This window comes from Pseudomonas sp. SWRI92, assembly GCF_014268685.1.
Taxonomy (GTDB): domain Bacteria; phylum Pseudomonadota; class Gammaproteobacteria; order Pseudomonadales; family Pseudomonadaceae; genus Aquipseudomonas; species Aquipseudomonas marvdashtae.
Genome location: NZ_JABWQY010000009.1, coordinates 142888 through 167363 on the forward strand (window position 1 = coordinate 142888; position 24476 = coordinate 167363).

The window sequence follows — 24476 nt, forward strand, 5'->3', positions numbered from 1 at the left end:
GTTTACGTTACACGTTTATGACCGAATCGGTTGATTCAGATGAAAAAGTGGCACTTTGCTTTGATTGCCGCGCGCTTTGGACCCTGTTGCGCCCAGCGTGCTTGGCGCGGTACAGCGCTTCGTCCGCCTGGCTTGCCATCACCAGGCTGTCGGATTCGTCGCTCATTTCGACCACGCCGGCGCTGAAGGTGCACCACAGGTCTTGAGGTTGGGCCGGGTAATGGATTTCGGCAAAACGCTGACGGATTTCATCCAGCACCTTGTAGGCGGCGTCGATGTCGGTGTCGGGCATGACGATCGCGAACTCTTCACCGCCGTACCGTCCGATGAAGTCCGTCTTGCGCAGTCGTTGCTTGAGAAACAGCGCCAGGCTCTTGATCACCCTGTCACCCATGGGATGGCCATGGCTGTCGTTGACCCGTTTGAAGTGGTCGATGTCCAGCATCGCAAAGCTCAGTGGCTTACCTTCCCGGCGCGCGCGGAAACTGCAGTCCTCGAGCAATTGCAGGATGTGGGTGTGGTTGTAGAGGCCGGTGAGGCTGTCGCGCACCATTCGCGCCTTGAGATTGCGGGCCCGGGCCGCGCGGTTGCGCACGGTGGTGATCAGGTGCCGGGGCTTGATCGGTTTGGTCAGGAAGTCGTCGCCGCCTTCGCTCATGGCGTCGAGCTGTTTGTCCAGGTCGTCTTCGGCGGACAAGTAAATGATCGGCACGCTGACGTAGCGGTCGTTGTGGCGGATCACCTTGGCCAACTCCGTGCCGGTGCAGGCGGGCATGTACATGTCGAGGATGATCAGGTCGGGCTGGAAATCCGCCAGTTCGGCCATGGCCTGGATCGGCTCGATCAAGGTCCGGGTGACGATCCCGGCGCTGTTGAGCAGGCGCTCGGTGTGCAGGGCCTGGGCCCGCGAGTCGTCGATGATCAGCACTTTATAGGGGTCGTATTGGGCGACACAGGTCAGCACTTCGATCTTCTCCAGCAGACTCGAGGCTTCGAGCGTGCCGGTGAGAAACTCCTGGCCACCGGCGCGCACCGCCGCCAAGCGAGTTGGCGTATCTGTTTCGAGCAAGCTGAAAAATAACAGCGGAATGGCTTGGTCGAGTCCTTCCTGGGCTTGGGCTGCGAGCTTCAGGCCCACACCAGGGCCGTTGAAATCCACATCCATGACAATGGCCGCAGGCAGGCGCTCGATCATCGAGGCCTTGAACGTTGCGACGCTGTCCAGCGCCTGGGCACTGAGGCCGAAGAACTCCAACTGCCTGGCCAGTCGCTCGGCGCGGTCGTGGTCTTGCAGCGCCACATAGACCGGCTTGCGCAGCGGCGGCAGGAACGTTTGCTCGAGCTGGTCGCCGTGGCGCAGGCCGGTGCGGGACAGGCGTTGCATCAAGCGATTGATTTCAGTAATCAACTGGCTGCTCAGGCGGCCGCGATTGGCATCCACCGCTTGCAGCGACTGGCTGATATCTTGGGCAAGCTGATAATGCTCAGGCTGTTCAAAGCGCTCGGCAAAGCGCAGCAGGCGCAGATTGGCTTCGCTGAGCTCAGAGAGGTCGGTGCTCGACCACTCGCTGCGTTGCAGGCGCTGCCATATCTCAAGGATCTGGCGAGCCTGGTGAATTACCCGCTGGGCAAAGTGGTGCTTGAGGCGCTCACGGCTGGGGTCTTCTGACTCGGTCATATCCTGACTACTAGTTAGGGGGCATGCTGAGGTCGACTGGTGGCTCTATGCTAGCACCTCTTTTCCCTTACATGAGTGTCGTACGTCAATAATCTGCCAAGTGGGGCCATTCAGTTTCTGACCGAACAGTCTGGAATGCGCCGTTCGAGGTAGAGGGAAGGCCCGGGAAACAGGGGGTTCAGTGCTTCTTCGAGGAATATCTGCGCGGTACTCCGTAGCGCGATCCAATGCGGGCTCAGGTCTTTAACGATGCTGTTTGCCTTGGATTGATGGCTTGCACGGTTAAGGGAATCCCTTACAAGGCTTTCGGCTTCGCGACAGTAAATCTCCGATAAGCCCAACGACGGATGCCGGCTGAGGCACGTTGATGTAAGGTTGTGGTCGAACCGTGAACTCAAGTGATTGAAGGGACATCGTCATGCTGGACTGGAAGAACCGCGCGGGCAGCGCGCCTGAACGCGCCGCCGAGCCGAAATCAGACACCCGCAGTTACCTGGGCGGGGTGTTTTTCAGCCGGGCACTGGCCACGCTCATCGGACTTTATCTGCTGGTGACCATTGCGGTTGGCTGGTATTGGAGCCAGGAACCCGCGTTGTTCCCCGTGCAGCAGAACGCCCAGGCGGCGGCCGAGAAGGACGGCAGGCAAATGGTGGTCGGCTACACCACCGTTGAAACCCTCAAGACCGTGGCCGGCACTTTGTTGACCAAGCAGGGCGGTTACATTTCCAATGATCGCTTCCCGCCGGGCCTGTGGATGGACAACATGCCGAGCTGGGAATATGGCGTGCTGGTACAGGTACGCGACCTTAGCCGCGCGTTGCGTAAGGACTTCGCCCGTTCCCAGTCGCAGTCTGCCGAAGACGCCGATCTCGCCAAGGCTGAGCCGCGGTTCAACTTCGACAACCGTAGTTGGGTGCTGCCCTCCAGCGAGTCGGAATACCAGGAAGGCATCAATTCGCTGAGCCGCTATCAGGCGCGCCTGTCCGATCCGGCGCAAAAAAGCGCACTGTTCTACGCTCGCGCCGACAACCTCAATAACTGGCTGGGTGATGTCGGCACTCGCCTGGGGTCGTTGTCCCAGCGCCTGTCCGCCAGTGTCGGCCGGGTCAAGCTCAACACTTCTTTGAAAACCGAAGTCCCGGCGCCGGGTCAGGTGCCGCAGGTGGACGAAGAGGTGGTCGAGACGCCGTGGATGCAAATCGATAACGTGTTCTATGAAGCCCGCGGTCAGGCTTGGGCGTTGTCGCATTTGCTGCGCGCCATCGAGGTGGACTTCGCCGATGTGCTGGCGAAGAAGAACGCCACGGTCAGCGTGCGGCAGATCATTCGCGAACTGGAAGCTTCGCAGGAACCGGTCTGGAGCCCAATGATCCTCAACGGCAGCGGCTTCGGTGTATTGGCGAACCACTCGCTGGTCATGGCCAACTATATTTCCCGCGCCAATGCGGCGGTGATCGACTTGCGGCAGTTACTGAACCAGGGCTGATCAATGGACGAAAGCGCCCGTGAGGTTGCTCACCGAGTGGCCTCGGATGCCGAGCAGATCGCTTGGGTCGACGAACACGACAACCTGCTTGGCAGCCTGGTGCGCTCGCAGCTGCGCGAGCGCGGCCTGATCGGGCGCGGCACCTACATCATGCTGTTCAACTCGGCCGGCGAGTTGTGCGTTCACCGAAGAACCTTGAGCAAGGCGATCTACCCGGGTTTCTGGGACGTTGCGGCAGGGGGCATGGTGCAGGCGCACGAGACCTACGCCGAGTCGGCGGCCCGCGAGCTGGCCGAAGAATTGGGAGTAAGCGGCGTCGAGCTGATCGCCCACGACCATTTCTATTTCGAGGACACCGGCAGTCGCCTGTGGTGTGCGGCATTCTCCGCGGTGTGGGACGGTCCGTTGATCCTGCAACCGGAGGAAGTGCTGGAAGCGCGTTTCCTGCCGGTCGAGCAGGTCCTGGATGAAATCCGCTACAAGCCTTATTGTCCGGACTCTCTGGCGGCGCTCGGGCGCTATTTGAAAGCCCGCGAACAGGGTGTCGCAAAGAAGCTGTAAATTGGCGCCGATTGGCCCTTAGCAAGTCGGCTTTTTGCCGTTACACTGCGCGACTTTTCAAGCTTGGCCGACATCGCTCGGTCCAGTTGCGCTGCCCCTGCCTGAGTGGGGCTTCGCGGTCGAGGCACTTTCGCTCCTCGACCAGTCATTGTCCTCCGAAGAGGATTGCCGGTGGCCAAAAAAGCCGCATCCTTCGCCGCCCTGGGTGGCCTGGTATTTTCTACCGACGCCGGTCGTCATTGCCCTGATTGCCGCCAGCCGGTGGATGCCTGCATCTGCAAACAGACCGCCATTCCCGCCGGGGACGGTATCGCTCGCGTGCGCCGCGAAAGCAAAGGCCGCGGTGGCAAGACGGTGACCACGATCACCGGCGTGCCGCTGGCCGAAGACGCGCTCAAGGAGCTGGCGACAACGTTGAAAAAACGCTGTGGTACCGGTGGCGCGTTGAAGGACGGCATCATCGAAATCCAGGGCGATCACGTCGAGCTACTACTGGCGGAACTCACCAAACACGGTTTCAAGGCAAAAAAATCCGGCGGCTAGCAGCTTCTGTGAAAGCCACCTCGGCTTGATCCGGACTCCGGGTTCGGGATCGTCCGCAGGGTTTTCACAGAACCTGTTCGGAACGGGTTTTAAACTCAGCGCTGCGGGCAGGGTCTACCTTGCTTACAGGCAAATCGTCATTTCCATTCTCTAGACTGCGCCAGCCTCCGACCGGATGGTGCATTTTGACTTCTTTATAGGGGACTTCGATGTCCGTACGACGCACACGCAAAGACGATGGCAGCCAATGGACAGTTGCGGACAGCCGCAGCGTTTACGGGATCCGCCATTGGGGGGCCGGGTATTTCGCGATCAATGACGCCGGTCGCGTCGAAGTCCGTCCGAACGGCCCCGACAGCTCGCCCATCGATTTGTACGAGCAAGTCGACCAGTTGCGCCAGAGTGGCCTTTCGTTGCCCCTGCTGGTGCGCTTCCCCGACATCCTGCAAGACCGTGTGCGCCAGCTCACCGGCGCGTTCGACAGCAACATCGCACGCCTGGAGTACCAGAGCCAGTACACCGCGCTTTATCCGATCAAGGTCAACCAGCAGGAAGCGGTGATCGAAAACATCATCGCCACCCAGAACGTTTCCATCGGCCTGGAAGCCGGTTCCAAGCCTGAGCTGCTGGCGGTGCTGGCCCTGGCGCCAAAAGGTGGGACGATTGTCTGCAACGGTTACAAGGATCGCGAGTTCATTCGCCTGGCACTGATGGGCCAGAAGCTCGGTCACAACGTCTTCATCGTGATCGAGAAAGAATCCGAAGTCGGCCTGGTGATCGAAGAAGCCGCGTCGCTCAAGGTCAAGCCTCAGGTAGGCCTGCGGGTGCGCCTGTCGTCCCTGGCGTCGAGCAAGTGGGCCGACACCGGTGGCGAGAAATCCAAGTTCGGTCTGTCGGCCGCGCAGCTGTTGTCCGTAGTCGAGCGCTTCCGCGGCGCCGGCCTGGATCAGGGCATCCGTCTGTTGCACTTCCACATGGGTTCGCAGATCGCCAACCTGGCGGACTACCAGCACGGTTTCAAGGAAGCGATCCGTTACTACGGCGAACTGCGCAACCTAGGCCTGCCGGTGGATCACATCGACGTCGGCGGTGGCCTGGGCGTGGACTACGACGGTACGCACTCGCGCAACGCCAGCTCGATCAACTACGACATGGACGACTACGCCGGTGTCGTGGTGGGCATGCTCAAGGAATTCTGCGACGCCCAAAGCCTGCCGCATCCGCACATCTTTTCCGAAAGCGGCCGCTCGCTGACGGCTCACCACGCGATGCTGGTGGTGCAGGTGACCGACGTCGAGAAACACCACGACGATGTGCCGGTGATCGAGAACAAGGAAAGCCTGCCGGAAACCGTGCAATGGCTGGTGGACCTGCTTGGCCCAACCGATATCGAGATGGTCACCGAGACTTACTGGCGCGCCACCCATTACATGAGCGACGTGGCTGCCCAATACGCCGACGGCAAGCTGACCCTGGCTGAAAAAGCCCTGGCCGAGCAATGCTACTTCGCCGTCTGCCGTCGCCTGCACAACTCGCTGAAGGCCCGCCAGCGCTCGCACCGCCAGGTGCTGGACGAACTCAACGACAAGTTGGCCGACAAGTACATCTGCAACTTCTCGGTGTTCCAGAGCCTGCCGGACACCTGGGCGATCGGCCAGGTGTTGCCGATCCTGCCGTTGCATCGCCTCGACGAAGAACCGCTGCGCCGCGCCGTGCTGCAAGACCTGACCTGCGACTCCGACGGCAAGATCAAGCAATATGTCGACGAGCAGAGCATCGAGACCAGCCTGCCGGTCCACTCGCTGAATCCAGGCGAAGACTACCTGCTGGGCATTTTCCTGGTGGGTGCCTACCAGGAAATCCTCGGCGACATGCATAACCTGTTCGGTGACACCGATTCGGTGAACATCTACCAGAACGCCGACGGCAGTGTGTACCACGCCGGCATCGAGACCCATGACACCATCGAAGACATGCTGCGCTACGTGCACCTGTCGCCGGAGGAATTGATGACGCATTACCGTGACAAGTGCGCCAGCGCTCGCATCACCGCGGCCGAGCGCACCCAGTTCCTGGATGCGCTGCGCCTTGGGTTGACGCGCTCTTCCTACCTGTCTTCCTGATCGGCCAGGCCGTTCACGGCGGGGTGTATGCACGACTTTATGCAGGGAGATTCATGGATGACCGTTCGACCCAAGCACACCCTGTATCCGCATCAGCCGGTACCGGCGCTCCCGGCCGGAGGGCTGATCGGAGTGATTGCGCCTGCCGGTCCGGCGCCGCTGGACACCGATAAAGCCGTGCAATGGATGCGCGCCCACGGCCATGAGCTGCGGATATTTGCGGGTGTCCATGCAAAGGACAGATATCTGGCCGGCAGTGACGAGGTGCGGCTCAACGATCTGCACGCAGCGTTCGCCGACCCGCAGGTGAAGGCCATTATTTGTCTGCGCGGGGGCTACGGCACGCCGCGACTGTTGGATCGCATCGATTTCGAGCTGTTGCGGCGTAACGCCAAGCCCTTTGTCGGCTACAGCGATATCACCGCGCTGCACTTGGCGATCAGCCGTCATGCTGGGTTCGTGACCTTCCATGGGCCATTGCTCAATGCCGACCTGCTGGGCGGCAAGGCACCGCCGACTGTCACTTCGTTCTTCAGCCTGCTGCGTGGGCAATTGAGGGCAGGCGACGTACTGAGCCATCCGGCGGCTTATCCATTGACGATTGTCGAGCCAGGCATCGCTCACGGGCGGCTGCTCGGAGGCAATCTGTCGATGATAGCCGCGACCATGGGCACGCCTTACGAAATCGATGCCGAAGGCGTGATCCTGCTGGTGGAGGACATCAACGAACCGCTCTATCGCATCGACCGCTTGCTGACCCAGCTGCGGCTGGCGGGCACCCTGGGGAAGTTGCGGGGCGTGCTGCTGGGAGATGTCGCTGGTGTGGACGTCGAGGATTTGAACCGCTTGTTCAAGCAGACCTTCGCGCCATTGCGCATTCCGGTGTTGTCCGGTTGGCGCAGCGGGCATTGTGATCCGAACCTGACGTTGCCCATGGGCGCGCTGGTGGAACTGAATGCGGGAGAGAAGAGGCTGACGTTGGAGCAGGATGTGGTGTTCGGCGGCTAGGCCCGCGTTACCTGTTCATCAATCATCGAGAACTGCTCGCCAATCCAGGAGAGTAGCGAGCAGTTTAGCGGTAGGACGCATCAGGCCAATTCAGCGGTTACGTAGCGCGTCCAGCAGCTTATGCGTCGGATATCCATCCGCCGGCCAGCCAAACGACTGTTGGGCGCTGCGGATGGCCTTGCGGGTGTTGGCGCCAATGATGCCGTCGGGATTGCCCGCGTCGTAGTTGTGCTGGCCGAGCAGGGTCTGCAGCTCGATGCGTTCGCTGCGGCTCAGGGGCAGGTCCTCTTTTGGCCACTGTCCGTGGACCAACCCTGCACCGGTGAAGCGCTGTGACAACAGCCCAACCGCCAAGGCATAGGACGATGAGTTGTTGTATTTGAGGATGGCGCGGAAGTTATCGAAGATCAGGAACGCCGGACCCCGATGGCCAGCTGGCAGGAGCAGGGACGCCGACAGTTGTTTGTTATCGGGAGCTATTGGTAGGCCGCCATATTCCGAGACGCCCAGCCGTATCCATTCGGAGACTGGCTTGCGGATCGTGCCATCGGCCAGGGTGTAGTCGAAGCCCTCCGCGAGATCGACCTCGAACCCCCACGGCTGGCCGCGCTGCCAACCGGAGCTCTGCAGGTAATGTGCGGTCGAGGCCAGGGCATCGGTGGCGCTGCCCCAGATGTCACGTCGACCGTCGCCATCGAAATCCACCGCATGGGTGTTGTACGTGGTGGGAATGAACTGGGTCTGACCCATGGCGCCGGCCCAGGAGCCGAGCATTTTTTCTGGCGAGATGTCGCCCTGTTGCAGGATCTGCAGCGCGGCGATCAGTTGCGCATGGGCAAAGCCGGGACGCCGTCCCTCGTAGGCCAGGGTCGCCAGGGAGTTGATCACTGATTTGCTGCCCTGGAACTGGCCGAAGTTGCTTTCCATACCCCACACCGCAACCAGCGCCTCGCGATCGACGCCATAGCGTTGTTCGATGCTTTGCAGGATATCCGCCTGCTGCTGGATCAGGGCCTGGCCTTTGCGTATGCGCAAGGGCGACAGTGCGCCGTCGAGGTATTCCCACACCGGTCGGGTGAATTCAGGTTGGCTGCGATCAGCCTTGATCACGCTCATGTCCGGACTGACGCCGATAAATGCACGGTCGAACAAATCGGCACGGATCCCGGCGGCCAGGGCTTCCTTGCGAAACCCGGCCTGCCATTGCGCGAAGGTCTGGGTGGGCGCAATGGTCAGGTCATCACCGGTAGGCACCACGGGCGGCACGATGGCCGGAGCAGTCACGGCGGGAACGGTCTGGAGCGGTTGGGCGTCGGCGGCAGTAGGTTTTTCGGCGCAGGCGACAAGCAGGACAACGCTTGCGGCAACAATCATTTGGCGCAGTGGCCAACGATGGGAAAGACAGAAGGGCATGCACGGGTCCAGAAATACAAATCAGGTGCTGACCTTAACATGCCCATTCAGAGATCGGATGCTCGGCAAACAATTGGACTGAAACATTATTCGTTAACTCATCAGGCTAATTCCACCCCATCGCCCTTTCAACTGTCAGCTCTGACAGTTTCTGAGCCATCGGTTCCGGCGCTAAATGGCTGTGTGAAACACAAGCCAGACAGCGGCTTGCCACTTGATTACACGGAGATTTCCAGATGAAGCGAATATTGGTTCTGTTGATGGCCGGTCTGCTAATCAGTTGTTCGTCGTCGGGGCCGCCCCCCACCGAGGTAGCCGTCGACAGTCCGACGGCGGCAAGATCGGCGCCGCTAGCGGCCGCAACGACGGGGACAGAGGTGGCTGCGGAACTGGAGCGACGCTATCGGGACACTCGAGACGATTGCGGCGCGGCCTCCAAGCCGGCGTTCCTGTGCAGCGGCATCATTTTGCGTGGGACAGAGGCTTCAACCAGTTTTGATGCTTGGAATCCGAGCCCGATCTCGGTGGCCAACGGCGGGGTATCCTTTACTTACCTTCGTTCTGACTACAAGGTAAAGCGACTCGCTTATACCTATGACAGTGGATTCATTTTTCATCCGATCTTAAGCAACCCGCCAGGAAAGTTGTTCGTGGAAATACTGTGTTTTTTTCCGGTGGATGGAGACTCCAATGGCCGGTCAGACGGAGGCTGCGGTGCACATAAAGAGTATCCGACGACCAGCAGAAGTTGCGAGGAACAGAGCCCGGTTATCGACACTGCTGCGAAGTGGCAGGCGAAATACATAGCCAGTGGTAATGCGCGGGCTAAATCCATGTGTTCATTTAATGTTCGGGACTCTACAAACACAGCCTCCGCCCCCCGGTTTCTAGAGGGTATGCGTGCCGGGCGCCTCATCTCCCCTGATGCTTTCAATACGCCAAATGACATGAAGCTCAAAACATGGGCGCAGAATATTCCTCTCCAGTTACCGATCGAAGCGTTTTTCTACACAAAGCCGACGGGACTTGCCGGCGCCCAATTTTACCAGCAGCGTTTTCGAGCGTTGACCGGGATCACCGTTCCGATTATTTCCATTCCGTTGCCTCAGACATTGGAGCAGTCAGCCACGTTTACATACCGTGTGGCAGACCAGACTCTGTGACAAGGATTTCGAGGGCGGTCTGTAGGACTGTTTGCGAAGGCACTGAAGAGGTACGGTTTCAAGCTGCCACAAAGCAAGAAGCCTCCCAGTTGTCAGACTGGAAGGCTTCGCGGCGGTAGCTGCCTTTGCCCTTGGCGGGTCGTTCCTGGCGGCTGCGGAACAGGGGCTGGGCGATGATGGATTTGGCCTTGTTGGGGCCATGCTTGGATGGCTTTTTGCTCATGAGGGGATCTCTCGTGGGGGTGGTTTTTGCGGGGCAAATCATGGGACAGAGTTGGGGGGTTGTCCAGTCCCTGCATCGGTACAGAAAGTAACAGCTAATGAACACGCAATTGTGGCGAGGAATCGATTTGTGGCGAGGGGATTTAGCGAAACGTCGCACCGCCCCGCCGGGCTGCGCAGCAGCCCCAAGAGAGCTGGATGCGATTCGCCTGACAAACCTAGGTTGCTGGTTTTAGGACTGCTGCGCAGTCCAGCGGGGCGGTGCGACGTTTCGCTAAATCCCCTCGCCACAGGTGTACTGCAGTGTGCTTTTGAGAGGTTTATTCAGCGGGCAAGGGGAGTCGCTGGCCCGCCATCAACAACGACAACCGACTCAGGCTCATCCATGGCGACCCAGCGGCCTGGCCCTTGATCTGCGCATCGATGCGCTGGGCCTCAAGCAGCAATTGCGCCCAGCGCGGCGCCGAATAGCGTTGCAGGGCCTTGCTCATCAGGGGCTTGCGCTTGTCCCAGACGGGCGGGCGAGCCTGGCTGAAGGCTTTGTCCAGCGGGACGCCCTGGCTGTATTGCAGGGACAGGTTGGCCAACAGGCGCAACTCCCGGGCCAGGGCCCAGAGAATCACCGGTGGTTCGACGCCTTCGCCCCGCAGGCCTTCGAGCATGCGCAGGGCATGGGCGGCTTCACCGTTGAGGATCGCATCGGTCAGCCCGAAGACATCGAAGCGCGCACTGTCGGCCACGGCGGCCTGGACCGTTTCCACGGTGATCTGCCCACCTTCGGCCATCAGCTTGAGCTTTTCGATTTCCTGGGCGGCGGCCAGCAGGTTGCCTTCGACCCGGGCGGCAATCAGCTCCACCGCGTCCTGGCTGGCCGAAAGGCCGGCCTGGGACAGGCGTTGGCGGATCCAGCTGGGCAACTGGCTGACATCCACCGGCCAGATCTGCACGAATTGGGTCTGCGGGCCTTCGACCAGGGCCTTGCCCCATTTGGTCTTCTGCGCGCTGCCGTCGAGTTTCGGCAAGCTGATGAGCAGCACCGTGTCTTCGGCCGGTCGCGAGCAGTATTCGATCAGCGCAGCGGCGCCCTTGTCACCAGGCTTGCCGGAGGGCAAGCGCAGTTCCAGGAGGCGTTTCTCGGCGAACAGCGACATGCTCGCCCCAGCCTGCAGCAGCGTACCCCAGTCGAAACTGGCGTCGGCGGCGAACACCTGGCGTTCGTCGAAACCTTGCTGGCGGGCGGCGGAGCGGATGGCGTCGGCGGCTTCCTGGCACAGCAGCGGGTCATCGCCGCTGATGATGTAGACGGGCGCGAGGGCGCCTTGCAGGTGTTTGCCGAGTTGGGCGGGAGCCAGTTTCATAAAGGACAGTTCATAGGCGCATGCAAGCGGGGCGCCGAAGCGCCCCGCAAGGCTTATTCAGCCGGGATCTGCATCGGCGACTGCTGCGGGGTTTCCGCTTCAGCCTTGCGTGCCGCTTCGAGTGCTTCGGCTTCGGCCTTGGCCTTAGCGTCGGCGGTCTGTTGCAACTGGTCCAGTTGAGCCGGGCTCAGCTGTTGCAGGCGCAGCATCATGCGCTGTACCAGGTCACGGCGCATTTCCTCGCGCACCTCACTGGACTCCTGGTCGGAACCGGTGATGTTGTTACCGTCATGCAGGTAGACCTTCTGCACTTGCAGCTTGTCGTCCAGCAACACCAGATTGTTTTGGCCACGGATTTCGTAGCTCAGCACATTGTTCAGTTCGTATTCGGCCGAACGACCGGCACCGGCATAGCTCAGGCTGCGCTGGCTTTGCTGTTCACGGGTCAATACCAGTTTGTATGGTGCACCGCTGTAGACCTTCACACCGCTGTCTTCCAGCGTATCGCGCAGCGCTTTCACGGTTTCGCCATAGGCGTCACGCGCGCTCAGGTCCAGCTCGGTGATTGCCAGTTCGGTGGTGCCGGTGCCACGCAGCTGGAAGCCGCAGGCGCTCAACAGGACCGCCAGGCCCATAACCAGCAAATTACGTTTGATCATCTTGTTGCTCCCCTTGAAACCCATCGGCCGAGCGTGCGGCCCTGCAGGTCATATTCGGCGTCCGGCCTGTGGCCGGACGCCCGATCCAATTAGCTTGCGACGATATTGACCAGTTTGCCTGGCACCACGATCACCTTGCGGATCGTCAGGCCATCGACAAAGCGCAGCACGTTTTCGTTGGCCCGCGCGGCGGCTTCGACTTCTTCACGCGTGGCGGCGGCCGGCATTTCAATCTGGCCGCGCAGCTTGCCATTGACCTGGATGACCAGGGTCAGGCTGTCCCGCACCAGCGCGGTTTCGTCCACCACCGGCCAGCGGGCGTCAATCACCGGGTCGGCGTGACCCAGTTGACTCCACAGCTCGTGGCTGATGTGCGGTGTGATCGGTGCCAGCAGCAGCGTCACGGCTTCCAGGCCTTCATGGACCAGCGCGCGATCCTGCTCGGTGCCTTGGGCGGCTTTTTCCAACACGTTCATCAACGTCATCACCTGGGCGATGGCGGTGTTGAACTTGTGGTTCTGGCCAACGTCATGGCTGGCCTGCTTGATCGCCAGGTGGATTGAGCGGCGAACAGCTTTCTGCTCGTCGTTCAGGCCCGCGACGTCCAGTTTGCCCGGCAGGCCCTGGGTGACGTGGGCTTGCGCCAGGCGCCAGACGCGCTTGAGGAAGCGGTGCGAGCCCTCGACGCCCGAGTCGGACCATTCCGCGCTCATGTCGGGTGGCGAGGCGAACATCATGAACAGGCGGCAGGTGTCCGCGCCGAACTGGTCGATCATCGACTGTGGGTCGACGCCGTTGTTCTTCGACTTGGCCATTTTCTCGGTGCCACCGATTTCCACCGGCAAGCCGTCGGCGATCAGCTTGGCGCTGATGACCTTGGCCTTGCTGTCGCGTTCGAGTTCGACGTCGCTTGGGTTGAACCAGGTGTAGGCTCCGTTGGCTTCGCGACGATAGTAAGTCTCGGCGATCACCATGCCTTGGGTCAGCAGGTTCTTGAACGGCTCGTTGGAGCTCACCAGGCCTTCGTCACGCATCAGCTTGTGGAAGAAGCGCGCATAGAGCAGGTGGAGGATGGCGTGTTCGATGCCGCCGATGTACTGGTCCACCGGCAACCAGTGGTCAGCTGCGGATTTTTCCACCAGGCCGCCTTCATAGTGCGGCGAGGCGTAGCGGGCGTAGTACCAGGAGGACTCGACGAAGGTGTCCATGGTGTCGGTTTCACGCTTGGCCGGTGCACCGCATTTCGGGCAACTGCATTCGTAGAATTCAGGCATGCGCGCAAGGGGCGAACCAGCACCGTCGGGGACGACGTCTTCCGGCAGGACCACGGGCAGTTGGTCTTCCGGCACCGGTACGTCGCCGCAGGTGTCGCAATGCACGATCGGAATCGGGCAGCCCCAGTAGCGCTGGCGGCTGATGCCCCAGTCGCGAAGGCGGAACTGGGTGCGCGAGGCGCCGAGGTTTTTCTTGATCAGGGCGACTTCGATGGCGTCGAACGCGCCGGCGAAATCCAGGCCGTCGAACTCGCCGGAGTTGATCAGCTCGCCGTGTTCGCCATAGGCGTCCTGCCAAGGTGCCGGGGTCTGGTCGCCGGCGCTGGTGCGCACGACCGGTTTGACCGGCAGGTTGTACTTGTGGGCGAATTCGAAATCGCGCTCGTCGTGAGCCGGCACGGCCATGACGGCGCCGTCGCCGTAGTGCATCAGTACGTAGTTGGCGACCCATACCGGCAGTTTTTCGCCAGTGAGCGGGTGTTCGACGAACAGCGAAGTCGGCAGGCCTTTCTTTTCCTGCGTGGCAACGTCGGCTTCGGCAACGCTGCCGCCCTTGCACTCGGCGATGAATGCCTGCAGCTCGGGGTTGTTCCGGGCCGCCAGGGTGGCCAGCGGATGCTCGGCGGCCACAGCCACATAGGTGGCGCCCATCAGGGTGTCCGGACGGGTGGTGAAAACTTTCAGGATGCCGGCTTCGCCAATGGACGCGACGTCGTACGGGAATTGCACTTCCATGCCCCGGGACTTGCCGATCCAGTTGCGTTGCATGGTCTTGACCTGCTCAGGCCAGCCGGTCAGTTCGTCGAGGCTCTCCAGGAGTTCATCCGCGTAGGCGGTGATCTTGAAGTAGTACATCGGGATCTCGCGCTTTTCGATCAGCGCGCCGGAACGCCAGCCGCGACCGTCGATCACTTGCTCGTTGGCCAGTACGGTCTGGTCCACCGGGTCCCAGTTCACGGTGCCGTTCTTGCGGTAGATCACACCTTTTTCGAACAGGCGGGTGAACAGCCACTGTTCCCAGCGGTAGTAGTCCGGCTTGCAGGTAGTCACTTCGCGGGACCAATCCACCGCCAGGCCCAGGCTGCGCAGCTGGGTCTTCATGTAGGCGATGTTTTCGTAGGTCCACTTGGCGGGGGCCACGTTGTTCTTCATCGCGGCGTTTTCCGCCGGCATGCCGAAGGCGTCCCAACCCATGGGTTGCAGGACGTTCTTGCCTTGCATGCGCTGGTAGCGGGAGATCACGTCGCCGATGGTGTAGTTGCGCACGTGCCCCATGTGTAGCTTGCCGCTGGGGTAAGGGAACATCGACAGGCAGTAGAAAGTCTCCTTGCCTGGCTGTTCGCTGACTTCAAAGGACTTTTGCTCGTCCCAGAACGACTGGGCGGCGGCTTCGATTTCACGGGGCTGGTAGTGTTCGTGCATGGCTACTTTTGTACTGAATGGGGTGGCCCAATCCTCTTCGTTGCCATGCTGGACGCAGACGACGCCGAATGCGGCGTTTTCGATGCCCAGCCAAGCTGGAAGTGGAGTTACAGGAAGCGCCGTAGCATACATGACCGCGCTCTGCCGAGGGAAACCCTGATTGCGTGTCAGCCATTGACGACCACGGCCAATCGCCCGTGTACAGGGCCGTTGGTCGCGGCGTCCTGCCGGTTTGCCCAGCGAAGCTAAGCTTCTCAATGGGGAGTGAGTCTTATCTTCAATGAGGTGAGGGATGGTTGAATCACAACGAAAAGTCGCTACACCTGAGTTGTACGGAAAACTGATCGATCGTCTTGGGGTGGCCCTGGACGCTGCTAGAACCGCCGGTCGTTTGCGTGATGAACGCCCGGCAGAGCTGGAGCTGCGCGGCTTGAGCCCCGCAGAGTTCGAACTGGTCAAGGCGTACCTTGAGCAGGTCGGGCATCAGGCCTCCACCTGCGAGGCCCAGGCAAACAAGCGTCTTGATGCGCCCCGTTCGGCCAAGGTTGTCTGGCTCAAGGATCGGACGCCCGACAAGGATGCTGTAAAGGTCCGGTCCCTGCAGTTCAAGTAACGCCGGATTCACGCGTGTCGCTTTTTTTTGATTCGAGATTTTTGGAATCCATTGCCGCTTTGCGGCAACCCACCTAGGCTTCGGGCATCTATGGAGATGCCCGATGCCGTTTCGCTATTTCATCAAACAACTCTTGCTGCCCCCCGGCATTCTTTTGCTGCTGCTGGTGCTCGCCTGGTGGTGGCGCGACTCCCGGCCGCGCCTGGCCCGTGTGTGTTTCGTCGTGGGCCTGGGTGGTTTCTGGCTGATGAGCCTGCCAGTCGTGGTGCAATGGAGCGCCAAGGCATTGGAACGTGAACCGCCGTTAATACGTAGCGAATGGGCGACCTTGGCCCAGCGCGCCGACGCCATTGTGGTGCTGGGCTCGGGCCGCGAGCGCGGCGATCTGGCCTGGGGCGCCGACCAGCCCACCGGCATCGGGCTGGAGCGCCAGCGTTATGCGGCGCGGTTGGCCAAGGCTTCAGGCTTGCCGGTGCTGACAACCGGCGGCTTGCATTACGGCACCCCGCCCAGCGAAGCGAAGCTGATGGCCGACTCGATGCGCGAGGATTTTGGCGTGACCGTGCGCTGGCAGGAGGAGCGCAGCCGCACGACCTGGGAAAATGCGCAGATGAGTGCCGGGATCCTGCTTGCGGAAGGCATCAAGCGCGTGGTCGTCGTGACCCACGCCTCGCATATGCCGCGCGCGGTCTGGAGTTTCCAGCGGGCGGGCTTCGAGGTCGTCCCTGCGCCTATGGGATTCCTGGGGCAGGACAATGCCCGTCCGCTGGGCGGCTGGATGCCGGAATTCAAATCGATCTGGCAGTCCGGGCAGTTGATGAACGAGGCGGTGGGGCAGGTGGGTTATCGGTTGTTCTACCGCTGAGCACTTGTGGCGAGGGGATAAATCCCCTCGCCACAAGGATTATCGAAAACCTTAAACTGTCCTGGCCATCCGTGCCGCCACCAACGCCCAGCCCAGCAACAACACGCACAAGATGATCAGCGGCCACGAGCGCCATTGCAGGTAAGGCGTCAGGTCGTGCATCGGCACTACTTCGCCGTAGAGGATGCCGCGTTCGAATTGCGGGATGCTGACGGTAATCTGGCCGAAAGGGTTGATCAGGCCGGTCACGCCGTTGTTGGTGGCGCGAATCATCCAGCGGCCGGCTTCCAAGGCGCGCATCTGGGCCATTTGCAAATGCTGCAACGGGCCGATCGAGGTGCCGAACCAGGTGTCGTTGCTGATGGTCAGCAACAAGTCGCTGCGCGCGGAAAGGCTGGCGGCGAATTCGGGATAGACCACTTCATAGCAGATGAAGGGCGCGATCTGGTAACCCTTGGCTTGCAACAATGGCTGGTCGGCCGGCCCGCGAGCGAAATCCGACATGGGCAAATCAAAAAACGCGATGAGCCCGCGCAACAGATCCTGCAACGGCACGTATTCACCGAACGGTACGAGCTTTTGCTTGAGGTAAGTGCCGTCACCTTCGCCGGTCACGGTGATGCCGTTGAAGTAGCGCTTCTCATGGCGGACCAACTGACGAATTGGCACGCCGGTGATCAGCGCCGAATTCCGCTCGGCGGCGAAGTTGCCCATCATGTCCAGGTAGCCCTGGGCGGAATCCTTGAGCACTGGCACCGCGGTTTCCGGCCAGATCAGCAGGTCGACGCGCTTGGAAGCAAAACTCATGTCGCGGTACAGCGCCAGTTGCGCGTTGAGCTGCTCGGGGTCCCACTTCATGCTTTGTTCGATGTTGCCCTGGATCGCCGCGACGCTCAGCGGGTCGCCCGATGGGCTGGTCCAGGCGTGGCCCTTGAGTGCCATGCCGACGATCCAAGGGCCGATCAGCAGTGCAAAGCCTGCCGCAATAAAGCCTTTGCGGCCGCTACGAACCAAGCCGGGCGCGTTGTACAGCAGCGCGGCGGTCAAGGCCAGGGTGAAGGAAATCAGCCACATCCCGCCCAGCGGCGCGAGGCCGGCCAGGGGGCCGTCGAGTTGGCTGTAGCCGGAGTAGAGCCAGGGGAAACCGGTCAAAAACCAGCCACGAAACGCTTCCTGGCCCAGCCACAGCGCGGCGAAGGCCAGGGCGTCGGCCAGCGGCGCCTCGTTGCGCCGCAACCAGCGCGCCCAAAGCCAGGCCGGTAGCGCGAAGAACCAGGCGATCGCGGCGATGAACAGCAGCATCAACAGTCCGGCGAGCAGCACCGAGGCGCCACCGAAGTTATGGATGCTGACGTAGATCCAGCTGGTGCCGGCGCCAAACAAGCCAAAACCGAAGCACCAGCCACGGCCCAGGGCCTGGCGCGGCGAGAGTTCCTTCAAGCCGGCATAGAACAACCCGACCGCCAGCAATGCCAGCGGCCAGATGTCGAAGGGCGCCAAAGCCAGGGTGGTGATCGCGCCGGCCGCCACGGCCAGCAGGTTACCGGGCCAGCCGGGGCGGGTTATCCAACGCATGTGTGTCCTTAGCGGGGCTCGCGGGGTTTAACGGGCAATGGGCGACAGGCGCAGCAGATGAATCCGACGACTGTCGGCGTTCAGGATGCGAAAGCGCCAAGAGCCGATCTCGGTGGTTTCGTTGCGCTTGGGCAGGTGCCCGAAAGCACTCATCACCAGGCCGCCGACGGTATCGAACTCATCGTCGGAAAACTCGCTGTCAAAGAACTCGTTGAAGTTCTCGATGGGCGTCAGGGCCTTGATCAGGAAATCACCGCTGGGCAGCGGCTTGATGTAGCTGTCTTCTTCGACATCGTGTTCGTCCTCGATGTCGCCGACGATCTGCTCGAGCACGTCTTCAATGGTCACCAGCCCAGCCACGCCGCCGTATTCGTCGATGACGATGGCCATGTGGTTGTGATTGGCGCGGAACTCGCGCAGCAGTACATTCAGACGCTTGGACTCGGGCACGAAGGTGGCCGGACGCAGCAAGTCCTTGATGTTGAAGCTGTCGCCGTTCTCTTGAAGGATCAAGGGCAGCAGATCCTTGGCCAGCAGCACGCCCATGACGTCGTCATGGCTCTCGCCGACGACCGGGTAGCGTGAGTGAGCGGAGTCGACCACGGCGGGCAGGAATTCGCGGGGTGTCTGGGTCGCCTTGATGCTGACCATCTGCGAGCGGGGAACCATGATGTCCCGCACTTGCAAGTCAGCGACCTGGATGGCGCCTTCGACGATGGCCAGCGCTTCGCTGTCCAACAGTTTGTTCTGGTGTGCGTCGCGCAGCAGCTCCAGCAGCTCCTGGCGGTTTTTCGGCTCATGGGCAAAAGCCTGGGTGAGCTTGCCCAGCCATGACTTCTGCCCGTTGGTCGATCGATCTTCGCTCATAGCGATTACTCTGAATCCTTTGTCGTTACAGTTGATGTATCAGTGTTCGTCGCCGGCATAAGGGTCGGGATGACCCAGCTCTGCAAGCAACGTCCGTTCCAGTGCTTCCATTTCCTCGGCTTCCTCATCTTCCATATGGTCGTAACCGAGCAAATGCAAGCAGCCGTGTATCACCAGATGAGCCCAGTGGGCTTCGCAAGTCTTGCCTTGTTCGGCGGCTTCGCGCTCCACCACCGGGACGCAGATCACCAGATCGCCCAGCAATGGGATATCGAGCAACTCGTCGGGCACGTCGGCGGGGAACGACAGCACGTTGGTGGCATAGTCTTTCTGCCGCCAGGTGTGGTTCAGCTCGCGGCCTTCAGGTTCATCCACCAAGCGGATCGTCAGTTCCGAATCGGCGCTGCGCTGGCGCAGGGCCAGTTCGCACCATTGGCGAAACTGGGCTTCGCTGGGAGAGGGTTGCTCGCTGGCCAGTTGCAAGTCGAGTTCAAGCATCGTGGCGCTTGCCCTTGTCGGCGGGCAGGGCCTCGTCCTCGCGGTTCTCGAAGCGCTCGTAGGCTTCGACGATGCGCTGCACCAGCGGATGACGCACGACGTCCTTGGGCAGGAAATGCGTGAAGCTGATGCCTGGGACGTCCTTGAGCACTTGGATCACGTGGTTCAAGCCGGACTTGGTGCCGCGCGGCAGGTCGACCTGGGTGATGTCCCCGGTGATGACGGCGGTGGAGCCGAAGCCGATCCGGGTCAGGAACATTTTCATCTGTTCGACGGTGGTGTTCTGGCTTTCGTCGAGGATGATGAAGCTGTTGTTCAACGTGCGACCGCGCATATAGGCCAGTGGCGCAACCTCGATGACTTGGCGTTCGATCAGCTTGGCGACGTATTCGAAACCGAGCATTTCATACAGCGCGTCATAGAGAGGTCGCAGGTAAGGGTCGATTTTCTGGCTCAGGTCGCCAGGCAGGAAGCCGAGTTTTTCGCCCGCTTCGACCGCCGGACGCACCAGCAGGATGCGTCGCACCTGTTCACGCTCAAGCGCATCGACTGCGCAGGCCACTGCCAGGTAGGTCTTGCCGGTACCGGCCGGGCCGATGCCGAAGTTGATGTCGTTGCCCAGGATTTCCTTCACGTAGCGCTGCTGATTCAAGCCTCGTGGGCGAATCATGCCTTTTTTCGTGCGCAGGGCCACCGCAGGTTCCGCGGGGGCGTGGTTGTCGAGTTCTTCGACAGCCGATTCCTGCAGGAACAGGTGGACCATGTCCGGCGACAGCTCGCTCCCCTTGGTTTCCCGGTAGAGACGGCGCAGGAGGTTTTCCGCGGAGGAGGTGTGCTTGGGTTCGCCGATCAGTTCGAACTGGTTCCCGCGGTTGCGGATCTCGATGGCCAGGCGCTGTTCGATCAAGCGCAGATGCTCGTCGAATTGCCCGCACAGATTGGCGAAGCGGCGAGCCTCAAAGGGCTCGAGAATGAAACGATGTGGTTCGATGGGTGCGTTCAAGGTCGTTTTTAGCCGCCCAGGGGCAATTAAGGTGAAATCAAGGATAGCGCCAGTAGGCTGGGTGCGAAAGCTCTTAAACGGCGCAATCCGATAACAGGGACTGACAATTCATTGTGGACCCAGGCTATTGGACCAGCGAGCCGCGCAGGGAGTGCGGTTGTGCGGCGTCGATGTGTACGTCGGCGAACTGGCCTATCAGCGCCGGAGTATCGCAGCGGAAGTTGACGATCCGGTTGTTCTCGGTCCGGCCCTGCAATTCGCCCGGGTCTTTTTTCGAGTAGTCGGTGACCAGGATCCTCTGGATCGACCCGACCATTTGTCGGCTGATTTCGAAACCCTGCTGATTCAATCGATGCTGCAAGGCGTTGAGCCGTTCTTTCTTGACCTCTTCCGGCGTCTCGTCCACCAGGTCAGCCGCCGGCGTGCCGGGGCGCTGGCTATACACAAAGGAGTAGGAGAAGTCGAAACCGACGTCTTCGATCAGCTTCATGGTCTGCTGGAAATCTTTCTCGGTTTCGCCCGGGAAGCCAACGATAAAGTCCGAGCTGATGCAGATGCCCGGCACCGCCGCCCGCAACTTGCGCAGCTTGGATTTGTATTCGAGCGCCGTGTGGTTGCGCTTCATGGCCGACAGGATCCGATCGGAGCCCGATTGCACCGGCAGGTGCAGGTGCTTGACCAGCTCAGGTACCTCGGCGTGGGCCTGGATCAGGCTGTCGGAGAACTCCAGCGGATGCGAGGTGGTGTAGCGGATGCGGTCAATACCCTCTACCGCTGCCACGACCCGGATCAGTTCGGCGAGGTCCGCCAGGCGCCCATCGTGGGTCAGGCCGCGATAACCATTGACGTTCTGCCCCAGCAGCGTTACCTCGCGCACGCCGTTTTCGGCCAGGTGAATGATCTCGGCAATCACGTCGTCGAACGGCCGGCTGACTTCTTCGCCCCGCGTATAGGGCACGACGCAGAAGGTGCAATATTTACTGCAGCCTTCCATCACCGATACATAGGCACTCGGGCCGTCGACGCGCGGTTCGGGCAGGTGGTCGAACTTTTCGATTTCCGGGAACGAAACGTCCACCTGCGGCAATTTGGTCGCGCGCGCGGCGTCGATCATCTCAGGCAGGCGATGCAGGGTCTGCGGGCCGAAAACCACGTCTACATAGGGTGCGCGGTCACGAATGGCGGCGCCTTCCTGGCTGGCCACGCAACCGCCCACGGCAATGACCATTTCCGGGTTGGCCAGCTTCAGTTCGCGCCAGCGGCCCAGTTGGGAATACACCCGGTCCTGGGCGCGTTCGCGGATCGAGCAGGTATTGAGCAGGATCACGTCCGCATCTTCGGCGCGAGCGGTGACTTCCAAGGCCTGGTGTTCACCCAGCAGGTCGACCATGCGCGAGCTGTCGTACTCGTTCATCTGGCAACCGTGGGTTTCGATGTAAAGCTTCTTGGCCATGGACGGGTTCATCACGTGATTCAAAGAACCGCGCATTATAGGCAACAAGTCCCCCGGTTCCTACCGTTGTGCGAGCAATGGCTATGGTATAGTTCGCGCCCTCATTTTTACCCGCCGATGTGTTTCGCCAGCCATGACCAAACGTGAAGCTCCAATCTACAAGGTGATTTTCCTCAACCAGGGCCAGGTGTTCGAAATGTACGCCAAGCAGATCTATCAAAGTGATCTGTGGGGCTTCCTGGAAGTCGAGGAATTCGTCTTTGGCGAGCGCACGCAAGTGGTCGTCGATCCGAGCGAGGAAAAGCTCAAGGCGCAATTCGAAGGTGTGGTGCGCAGCTTCGTGCCGATGCATTCGATCGTGCGCATCGACGAAGTCGAGCGCCTGGGCACGCCGAAAATCAGCGAAGCCCGTGGCGCGGTCGGCAATGTGATGCCGTTTCCGATGCCGATGCCTGAGAAGTAAACCTGTCGATAAGTTGAGCGTAGCCCTTTGTGGCGAGGGAGCTTGCTCCCGCTGGGCTGCGCAGCGGCCCTAAGATTTCTGGGAGCGCTTCGCACTGGAGCGATAGCCCGGTCCAGCGGGAGCAAGCTCCCTCGTCACAGGGGACATGGCGGATTCAGGGCAGCGGCGAGAACGGCGTGCGTCCGTCGGCGTTTTGCAATTCCATCAGGTATTTGCGAAAGATCTGGCCCAGTACCTGGGTCGCCACCTCCAGCTCGTCACGGGGCATTTGCTCGGCAACTTCGTCGGCGGTGTCCAAGGCTTCTTCGGCGCCGTTGACCGCCGCCATCTTCAGGACGATGTAAGCCTGGACGTTGTTGGCCGGCACGCCTTCACCATGAAAGAACATGCCGCCGAGCTTGTATTGCGCCTGGGGATGGCCTTGCAGGGAGGCTTTTTCGAAATAGCTGAGGGCCAGCTTCAGGTCGCGCGGCGCGGCCTTGCCATCGTAGTAGAATTCACCCAGCTCGTATTGCGCTTGTGCATCACCGTCGTCGGCCGCTTTTCGACAGGCGTCGAGTGCCGGTGCGAGATCTTGTGGCTGGGTGTTGAGCGTGCAACGGCCCATCGCCGGGATCAACAACGAGTTACCGCCTGCCTGTGCGTGAGCGAGCAGGGGCTGAAGGACCAACAGGCAGCCCAAGGCAAGGGTGCGGCCGGTGCGGTTCATGAGAATCGACTTACCTCTGAGGGGCGCGTGGACCCACCGGGGGATCCAATAAGCGCGCATTATGAAATAAGCAGGGCCATCCTTACAAAGTCTTTACTCGTTTTTCTGCTGCGAGGGAACGGCGGCGGCCACTTCTCGGTTGAATACGTAGGAAAAAGCGCCAGGACGATCGGCAATCGCTGACGCTGGTGTCAGCCAGCGTCAGTTATCCACAGCCTTACTTCAGCGCAGCAAAGGCCCGTTCGGCCGCATCAAGGGTGATCTTCAACTCCGCTTCACCATGGGCGATGGAGGTGAAGCCGGCTTCGAAGGCGCTTGGCGCCAGATAGACGCCGCCGTCGAGCATCAAGTGGAAGAAGCGCTTGAATCGGTCGGCGTCGCTGGCCATCACGTCGTCGAAGGTCACGATGTCATCGGCGCCACTGAAATACAGGCCGAACATGCCGCCGGCCTGGGTGGTGACGAACGGAATCCCTGCCGCATCGGCGCGCACTTGCAAGCCATCGAGCAGGCGAGTGGTGAAGTCGGTCAGCTCGGCGTGGAAGCCCGGGCGGCTGATCAGGCGCAAGGTGGTCAGGCCGGCGGCCATAGCCAGCGGATTGCCCGACAGCGTGCCGGCCTGGTACACCGGCCCCAGCGGGGCGATGCATTCCATGATCGCGCGCTTGCCGCCGAAGCAGCCCACTGGCATGCCGCCGCCGATGATCTTGCCGAAGGTGCTCAAGTCCGGCGTGACGCCGTAATGGGCCTGGGCGCCGCCGAGGGCAACGCGGAAACCGGTCATCACTTCGTCGAAAATCAACACCACACCGTGCTGGTCGCACAGGCTGCGCAGGCCTTCGAGGAAACCTGGCGCCGGCGGTACGCAGTTCATGTTGCCGGCCACCGGTTCGACGATAATGCAAGCCACTTCCTGGCCAACCTCGCCGAGCATTTTCTCGACTTCTTCCAGGTCGTTGAAAGGCAGCGTCAGCGTGTGCTTGGCGAACGCCGCCGGCACGCCCGCAGAGCTCGGCACGCCTTGGGTCAGCGCGCCGGAACCGGCTTTCACCAGCAAGCTGTCGGAATGGCCGTGGTAGCAGCCTTCGAATTTGATGATGCTGTCGCGGCCGGTGTAGCCGCGCGCCAGGCGGATCGCACTCATGGTCGCCTCGGTGCCGGAACTGACCATGCGCACCATTTCCATCGACGGCACGATAGAACAGACGAGGTCGGCCATCTCGGTTTCCATCGCGGTCGGGGCGCCGTAGGACAGGCCGTGTTGCAGCTGCTTGCGCACCGCATCAAGGACGTCCGGATGGCTGTGGCCCAGGATCATTGGACCCCACGAACCCACGTAATCCACGTAGCGCTTGTCGTCTTCGTCGGTGACGTACGCACCTTCGGCGTGCTTGAAGAACAGCGGGGTGCCGCCGACGCTCTTGAATGCACGAACCGGGGAATTCACGCCGCCGGGGATGTGTTTTTGAGCATTGGCAAACAAGGTTTCGGAACGGGACATGGTAGGGCTCTCGAAATCG

General features: G+C 61.1%; 22 protein-coding genes. 9 read left to right on the top strand and 13 right to left on the bottom strand.

The genetic code is table 11. The features are described from left to right. Positions 1-7 precede the first annotated feature (7 nt). On the bottom strand, positions 8-1678 hold the full coding sequence (locus tag HU762_RS15965) for a PleD family two-component system response regulator (RefSeq protein WP_186638637.1): 1671 nt from the start codon (positions 1676-1678) through the stop codon (positions 8-10). A gap of 418 nt (positions 1679-2096) precedes the next feature. Here HU762_RS15965 and HU762_RS15970 point away from each other — a divergent pair, with 418 nt between their 5' ends. The 5 genes from HU762_RS15970 (at position 2097) to HU762_RS15990 (ending at position 7399) form a co-directional block, all read left to right on the top strand. Further along, a complete protein-coding gene (locus tag HU762_RS15970; RefSeq protein WP_186638639.1) occupies positions 2097-3164 on the top strand; it encodes a DUF2333 family protein in 1068 nt (355 codons plus the stop codon). Positions 3165-3167: 3 nt separating this feature from the next. Further along, positions 3168-3725 carry an NUDIX hydrolase gene (locus tag HU762_RS15975; RefSeq protein WP_186638641.1) on the top strand — a complete coding sequence of 186 codons (558 nt, stop codon included), beginning with the start codon at positions 3168-3170 and terminating at the stop codon, positions 3723-3725. A gap of 171 nt (positions 3726-3896) precedes the next feature. Further along, entirely contained in the window at positions 3897-4268 is a 372-nt protein-coding gene (locus tag HU762_RS15980; RefSeq protein ID WP_186610816.1) for a translation initiation factor Sui1, read from the top strand. A gap of 209 nt (positions 4269-4477) precedes the next feature. Further along, a complete protein-coding gene (gene speA / locus HU762_RS15985) occupies positions 4478-6391 on the top strand; it encodes an arginine decarboxylase (protein ID WP_186610817.1) in 1914 nt (637 codons plus the stop codon). 57 nt (positions 6392-6448) lie between these two features. Further along, a complete protein-coding gene (locus HU762_RS15990; RefSeq protein ID WP_186638643.1) occupies positions 6449-7399 on the top strand; it encodes an LD-carboxypeptidase in 951 nt (316 codons plus the stop codon). A gap of 90 nt (positions 7400-7489) precedes the next feature. Here HU762_RS15990 and HU762_RS15995 read toward each other — a convergent pair whose 3' ends face one another. After that, the gene (locus tag HU762_RS15995) at positions 7490-8812 is read right to left on the bottom strand and encodes a lytic murein transglycosylase (protein WP_186638645.1); all 1323 of its coding nucleotides are present in this window, start codon (positions 8810-8812) and stop codon (positions 7490-7492) included. A 236-nt stretch (positions 8813-9048) separates the two neighbouring features. Here HU762_RS15995 and HU762_RS16000 point away from each other — a divergent pair, with 236 nt between their 5' ends. Beyond that, a complete protein-coding gene (locus HU762_RS16000; RefSeq protein WP_186638647.1) occupies positions 9049-9975 on the top strand; it encodes a halovibrin HvnA in 927 nt (308 codons plus the stop codon). 58 nt (positions 9976-10033) lie between these two features. On the opposite strand, the gene arfA is transcribed toward HU762_RS16000, so the two are convergent. From arfA to leuS, 4 genes are all read right to left on the bottom strand, one after another. Further along, positions 10034-10198 (bottom strand): alternative ribosome rescue factor ArfA, encoded by a 165-nt coding sequence (gene arfA, locus HU762_RS16005; RefSeq protein WP_047229500.1) that lies wholly within the window; start codon positions 10196-10198, stop codon positions 10034-10036. 319 nt (positions 10199-10517) lie between these two features. Continuing rightward, positions 10518-11555, bottom strand: coding sequence for a DNA polymerase III subunit delta (gene holA / locus HU762_RS16010; RefSeq protein ID WP_109756281.1), 1038 nt, complete (start codon positions 11553-11555; stop codon positions 10518-10520). Positions 11556-11608: 53 nt separating this feature from the next. After that, entirely contained in the window at positions 11609-12214 is a 606-nt protein-coding gene (gene lptE, locus HU762_RS16015) for an LPS assembly lipoprotein LptE (protein WP_186638649.1), read from the bottom strand. An 89-nt stretch (positions 12215-12303) separates the two neighbouring features. After that, positions 12304-14910, bottom strand: a complete 2607-nt coding sequence (leuS, locus tag HU762_RS16020) for a leucine--tRNA ligase (RefSeq protein ID WP_186638655.1) — start codon at positions 14908-14910, stop codon at positions 12304-12306. A 292-nt stretch (positions 14911-15202) separates the two neighbouring features. On the opposite strand from leuS, the gene HU762_RS16025 reads away from it, so the two are divergent. Both HU762_RS16025 and HU762_RS16030 read left to right on the top strand, forming a co-directional pair. Further along, entirely contained in the window at positions 15203-15523 is a 321-nt protein-coding gene (locus HU762_RS16025; protein WP_186638657.1) for a hypothetical protein, read from the top strand. Between the two features lie 103 nt (positions 15524-15626). Next, positions 15627-16388, top strand: a complete 762-nt coding sequence (locus HU762_RS16030; RefSeq protein WP_186638659.1) for a YdcF family protein — start codon at positions 15627-15629, stop codon at positions 16386-16388. A gap of 51 nt (positions 16389-16439) precedes the next feature. Here HU762_RS16030 and lnt read toward each other — a convergent pair whose 3' ends face one another. From lnt to miaB, 5 genes are all read right to left on the bottom strand, one after another. Next, positions 16440-17963: an apolipoprotein N-acyltransferase gene (gene lnt / locus HU762_RS16035; RefSeq protein WP_186638661.1), complete on the bottom strand. Its 1524-nt coding sequence runs from the start codon at positions 17961-17963 to the stop codon at positions 16440-16442. A gap of 27 nt (positions 17964-17990) precedes the next feature. Then, positions 17991-18830 carry an HlyC/CorC family transporter gene (locus HU762_RS16040; protein ID WP_186610826.1) on the bottom strand — a complete coding sequence of 280 codons (840 nt, stop codon included), beginning with the start codon at positions 18828-18830 and terminating at the stop codon, positions 17991-17993. A gap of 39 nt (positions 18831-18869) precedes the next feature. Then, entirely contained in the window at positions 18870-19328 is a 459-nt protein-coding gene (gene ybeY, locus HU762_RS16045) for an rRNA maturation RNase YbeY (RefSeq protein ID WP_186610827.1), read from the bottom strand. Then, positions 19321-20331 (bottom strand): PhoH family protein, encoded by a 1011-nt coding sequence (locus tag HU762_RS16050; RefSeq protein ID WP_186610828.1) that lies wholly within the window; start codon positions 20329-20331, stop codon positions 19321-19323. Before HU762_RS16050 ends, ybeY begins: the two co-directional genes overlap by 8 nt. Positions 20332-20455: 124 nt before the next feature. After that, positions 20456-21784: a tRNA (N6-isopentenyl adenosine(37)-C2)-methylthiotransferase MiaB gene (gene miaB, locus HU762_RS16055; RefSeq protein WP_186638663.1), complete on the bottom strand. Its 1329-nt coding sequence runs from the start codon at positions 21782-21784 to the stop codon at positions 20456-20458. Positions 21785-21917: 133 nt separating this feature from the next. On the opposite strand from miaB, the gene HU762_RS16060 reads away from it, so the two are divergent. Beyond that, positions 21918-22247 (top strand): DUF1820 family protein, encoded by a 330-nt coding sequence (locus HU762_RS16060; RefSeq protein ID WP_003185742.1) that lies wholly within the window; start codon positions 21918-21920, stop codon positions 22245-22247. Positions 22248-22401: 154 nt separating this feature from the next. Here HU762_RS16060 and HU762_RS16065 read toward each other — a convergent pair whose 3' ends face one another. Continuing rightward, the gene (locus tag HU762_RS16065) at positions 22402-22956 is read right to left on the bottom strand and encodes a tetratricopeptide repeat protein (RefSeq protein WP_186638665.1); all 555 of its coding nucleotides are present in this window, start codon (positions 22954-22956) and stop codon (positions 22402-22404) included. 217 nt (positions 22957-23173) lie between these two features. Continuing rightward, positions 23174-24457: a glutamate-1-semialdehyde 2,1-aminomutase gene (gene hemL, locus HU762_RS16070; protein WP_186638667.1), complete on the bottom strand. Its 1284-nt coding sequence runs from the start codon at positions 24455-24457 to the stop codon at positions 23174-23176. Positions 24458-24476: the final 19 nt, after the last annotated feature.

Bases quoted from the DNA above. Each gene is read 5' to 3' on its own strand.
- HU762_RS15965 (WP_186638637.1), bottom strand. From the start codon at position 1,678: ATGACCGAGTCAGAAGACCCCAGCCGTGAGCGCCTCAAGCACCACTTT.
- HU762_RS15970 (WP_186638639.1), top strand. From the start codon at position 2,097: ATGCTGGACTGGAAGAACCGCGCGGGCAGCGCGCCTGAACGCGCCGCC.
- HU762_RS15975 (WP_186638641.1), top strand. From the start codon at position 3,168: ATGGACGAAAGCGCCCGTGAGGTTGCTCACCGAGTGGCCTCGGATGCC.
- speA (WP_186610817.1), top strand. From the start codon at position 4,478: ATGTCCGTACGACGCACACGCAAAGACGATGGCAGCCAATGGACAGTT.
- HU762_RS15990 (WP_186638643.1), top strand. From the start codon at position 6,449: ATGACCGTTCGACCCAAGCACACCCTGTATCCGCATCAGCCGGTACCG.
- HU762_RS15995 (WP_186638645.1), bottom strand. From the start codon at position 8,812: ATGCCCTTCTGTCTTTCCCATCGTTGGCCACTGCGCCAAATGATTGTT.
- HU762_RS16000 (WP_186638647.1), top strand. From the start codon at position 9,049: ATGAAGCGAATATTGGTTCTGTTGATGGCCGGTCTGCTAATCAGTTGT.
- arfA (WP_047229500.1), bottom strand. From the start codon at position 10,198: ATGAGCAAAAAGCCATCCAAGCATGGCCCCAACAAGGCCAAATCCATC.
- holA (WP_109756281.1), bottom strand. From the start codon at position 11,555: ATGAAACTGGCTCCCGCCCAACTCGGCAAACACCTGCAAGGCGCCCTC.
- lptE (WP_186638649.1), bottom strand. From the start codon at position 12,214: ATGATCAAACGTAATTTGCTGGTTATGGGCCTGGCGGTCCTGTTGAGC.
- leuS (WP_186638655.1), bottom strand. From the start codon at position 14,910: ATGCACGAACACTACCAGCCCCGTGAAATCGAAGCCGCCGCCCAGTCG.
- HU762_RS16025 (WP_186638657.1), top strand. From the start codon at position 15,203: ATGGTTGAATCACAACGAAAAGTCGCTACACCTGAGTTGTACGGAAAA.
- HU762_RS16030 (WP_186638659.1), top strand. From the start codon at position 15,627: ATGCCGTTTCGCTATTTCATCAAACAACTCTTGCTGCCCCCCGGCATT.
- lnt (WP_186638661.1), bottom strand. From the start codon at position 17,963: ATGCGTTGGATAACCCGCCCCGGCTGGCCCGGTAACCTGCTGGCCGTG.
- HU762_RS16040 (WP_186610826.1), bottom strand. From the start codon at position 18,830: ATGAGCGAAGATCGATCGACCAACGGGCAGAAGTCATGGCTGGGCAAG.
- ybeY (WP_186610827.1), bottom strand. From the start codon at position 19,328: ATGCTTGAACTCGACTTGCAACTGGCCAGCGAGCAACCCTCTCCCAGC.
- miaB (WP_186638663.1), bottom strand. From the start codon at position 21,784: ATGGCCAAGAAGCTTTACATCGAAACCCACGGTTGCCAGATGAACGAG.
- HU762_RS16060 (WP_003185742.1), top strand. From the start codon at position 21,918: ATGACCAAACGTGAAGCTCCAATCTACAAGGTGATTTTCCTCAACCAG.
- HU762_RS16065 (WP_186638665.1), bottom strand. From the start codon at position 22,956: ATGAACCGCACCGGCCGCACCCTTGCCTTGGGCTGCCTGTTGGTCCTT.
- hemL (WP_186638667.1), bottom strand. From the start codon at position 24,457: ATGTCCCGTTCCGAAACCTTGTTTGCCAATGCTCAAAAACACATCCCC.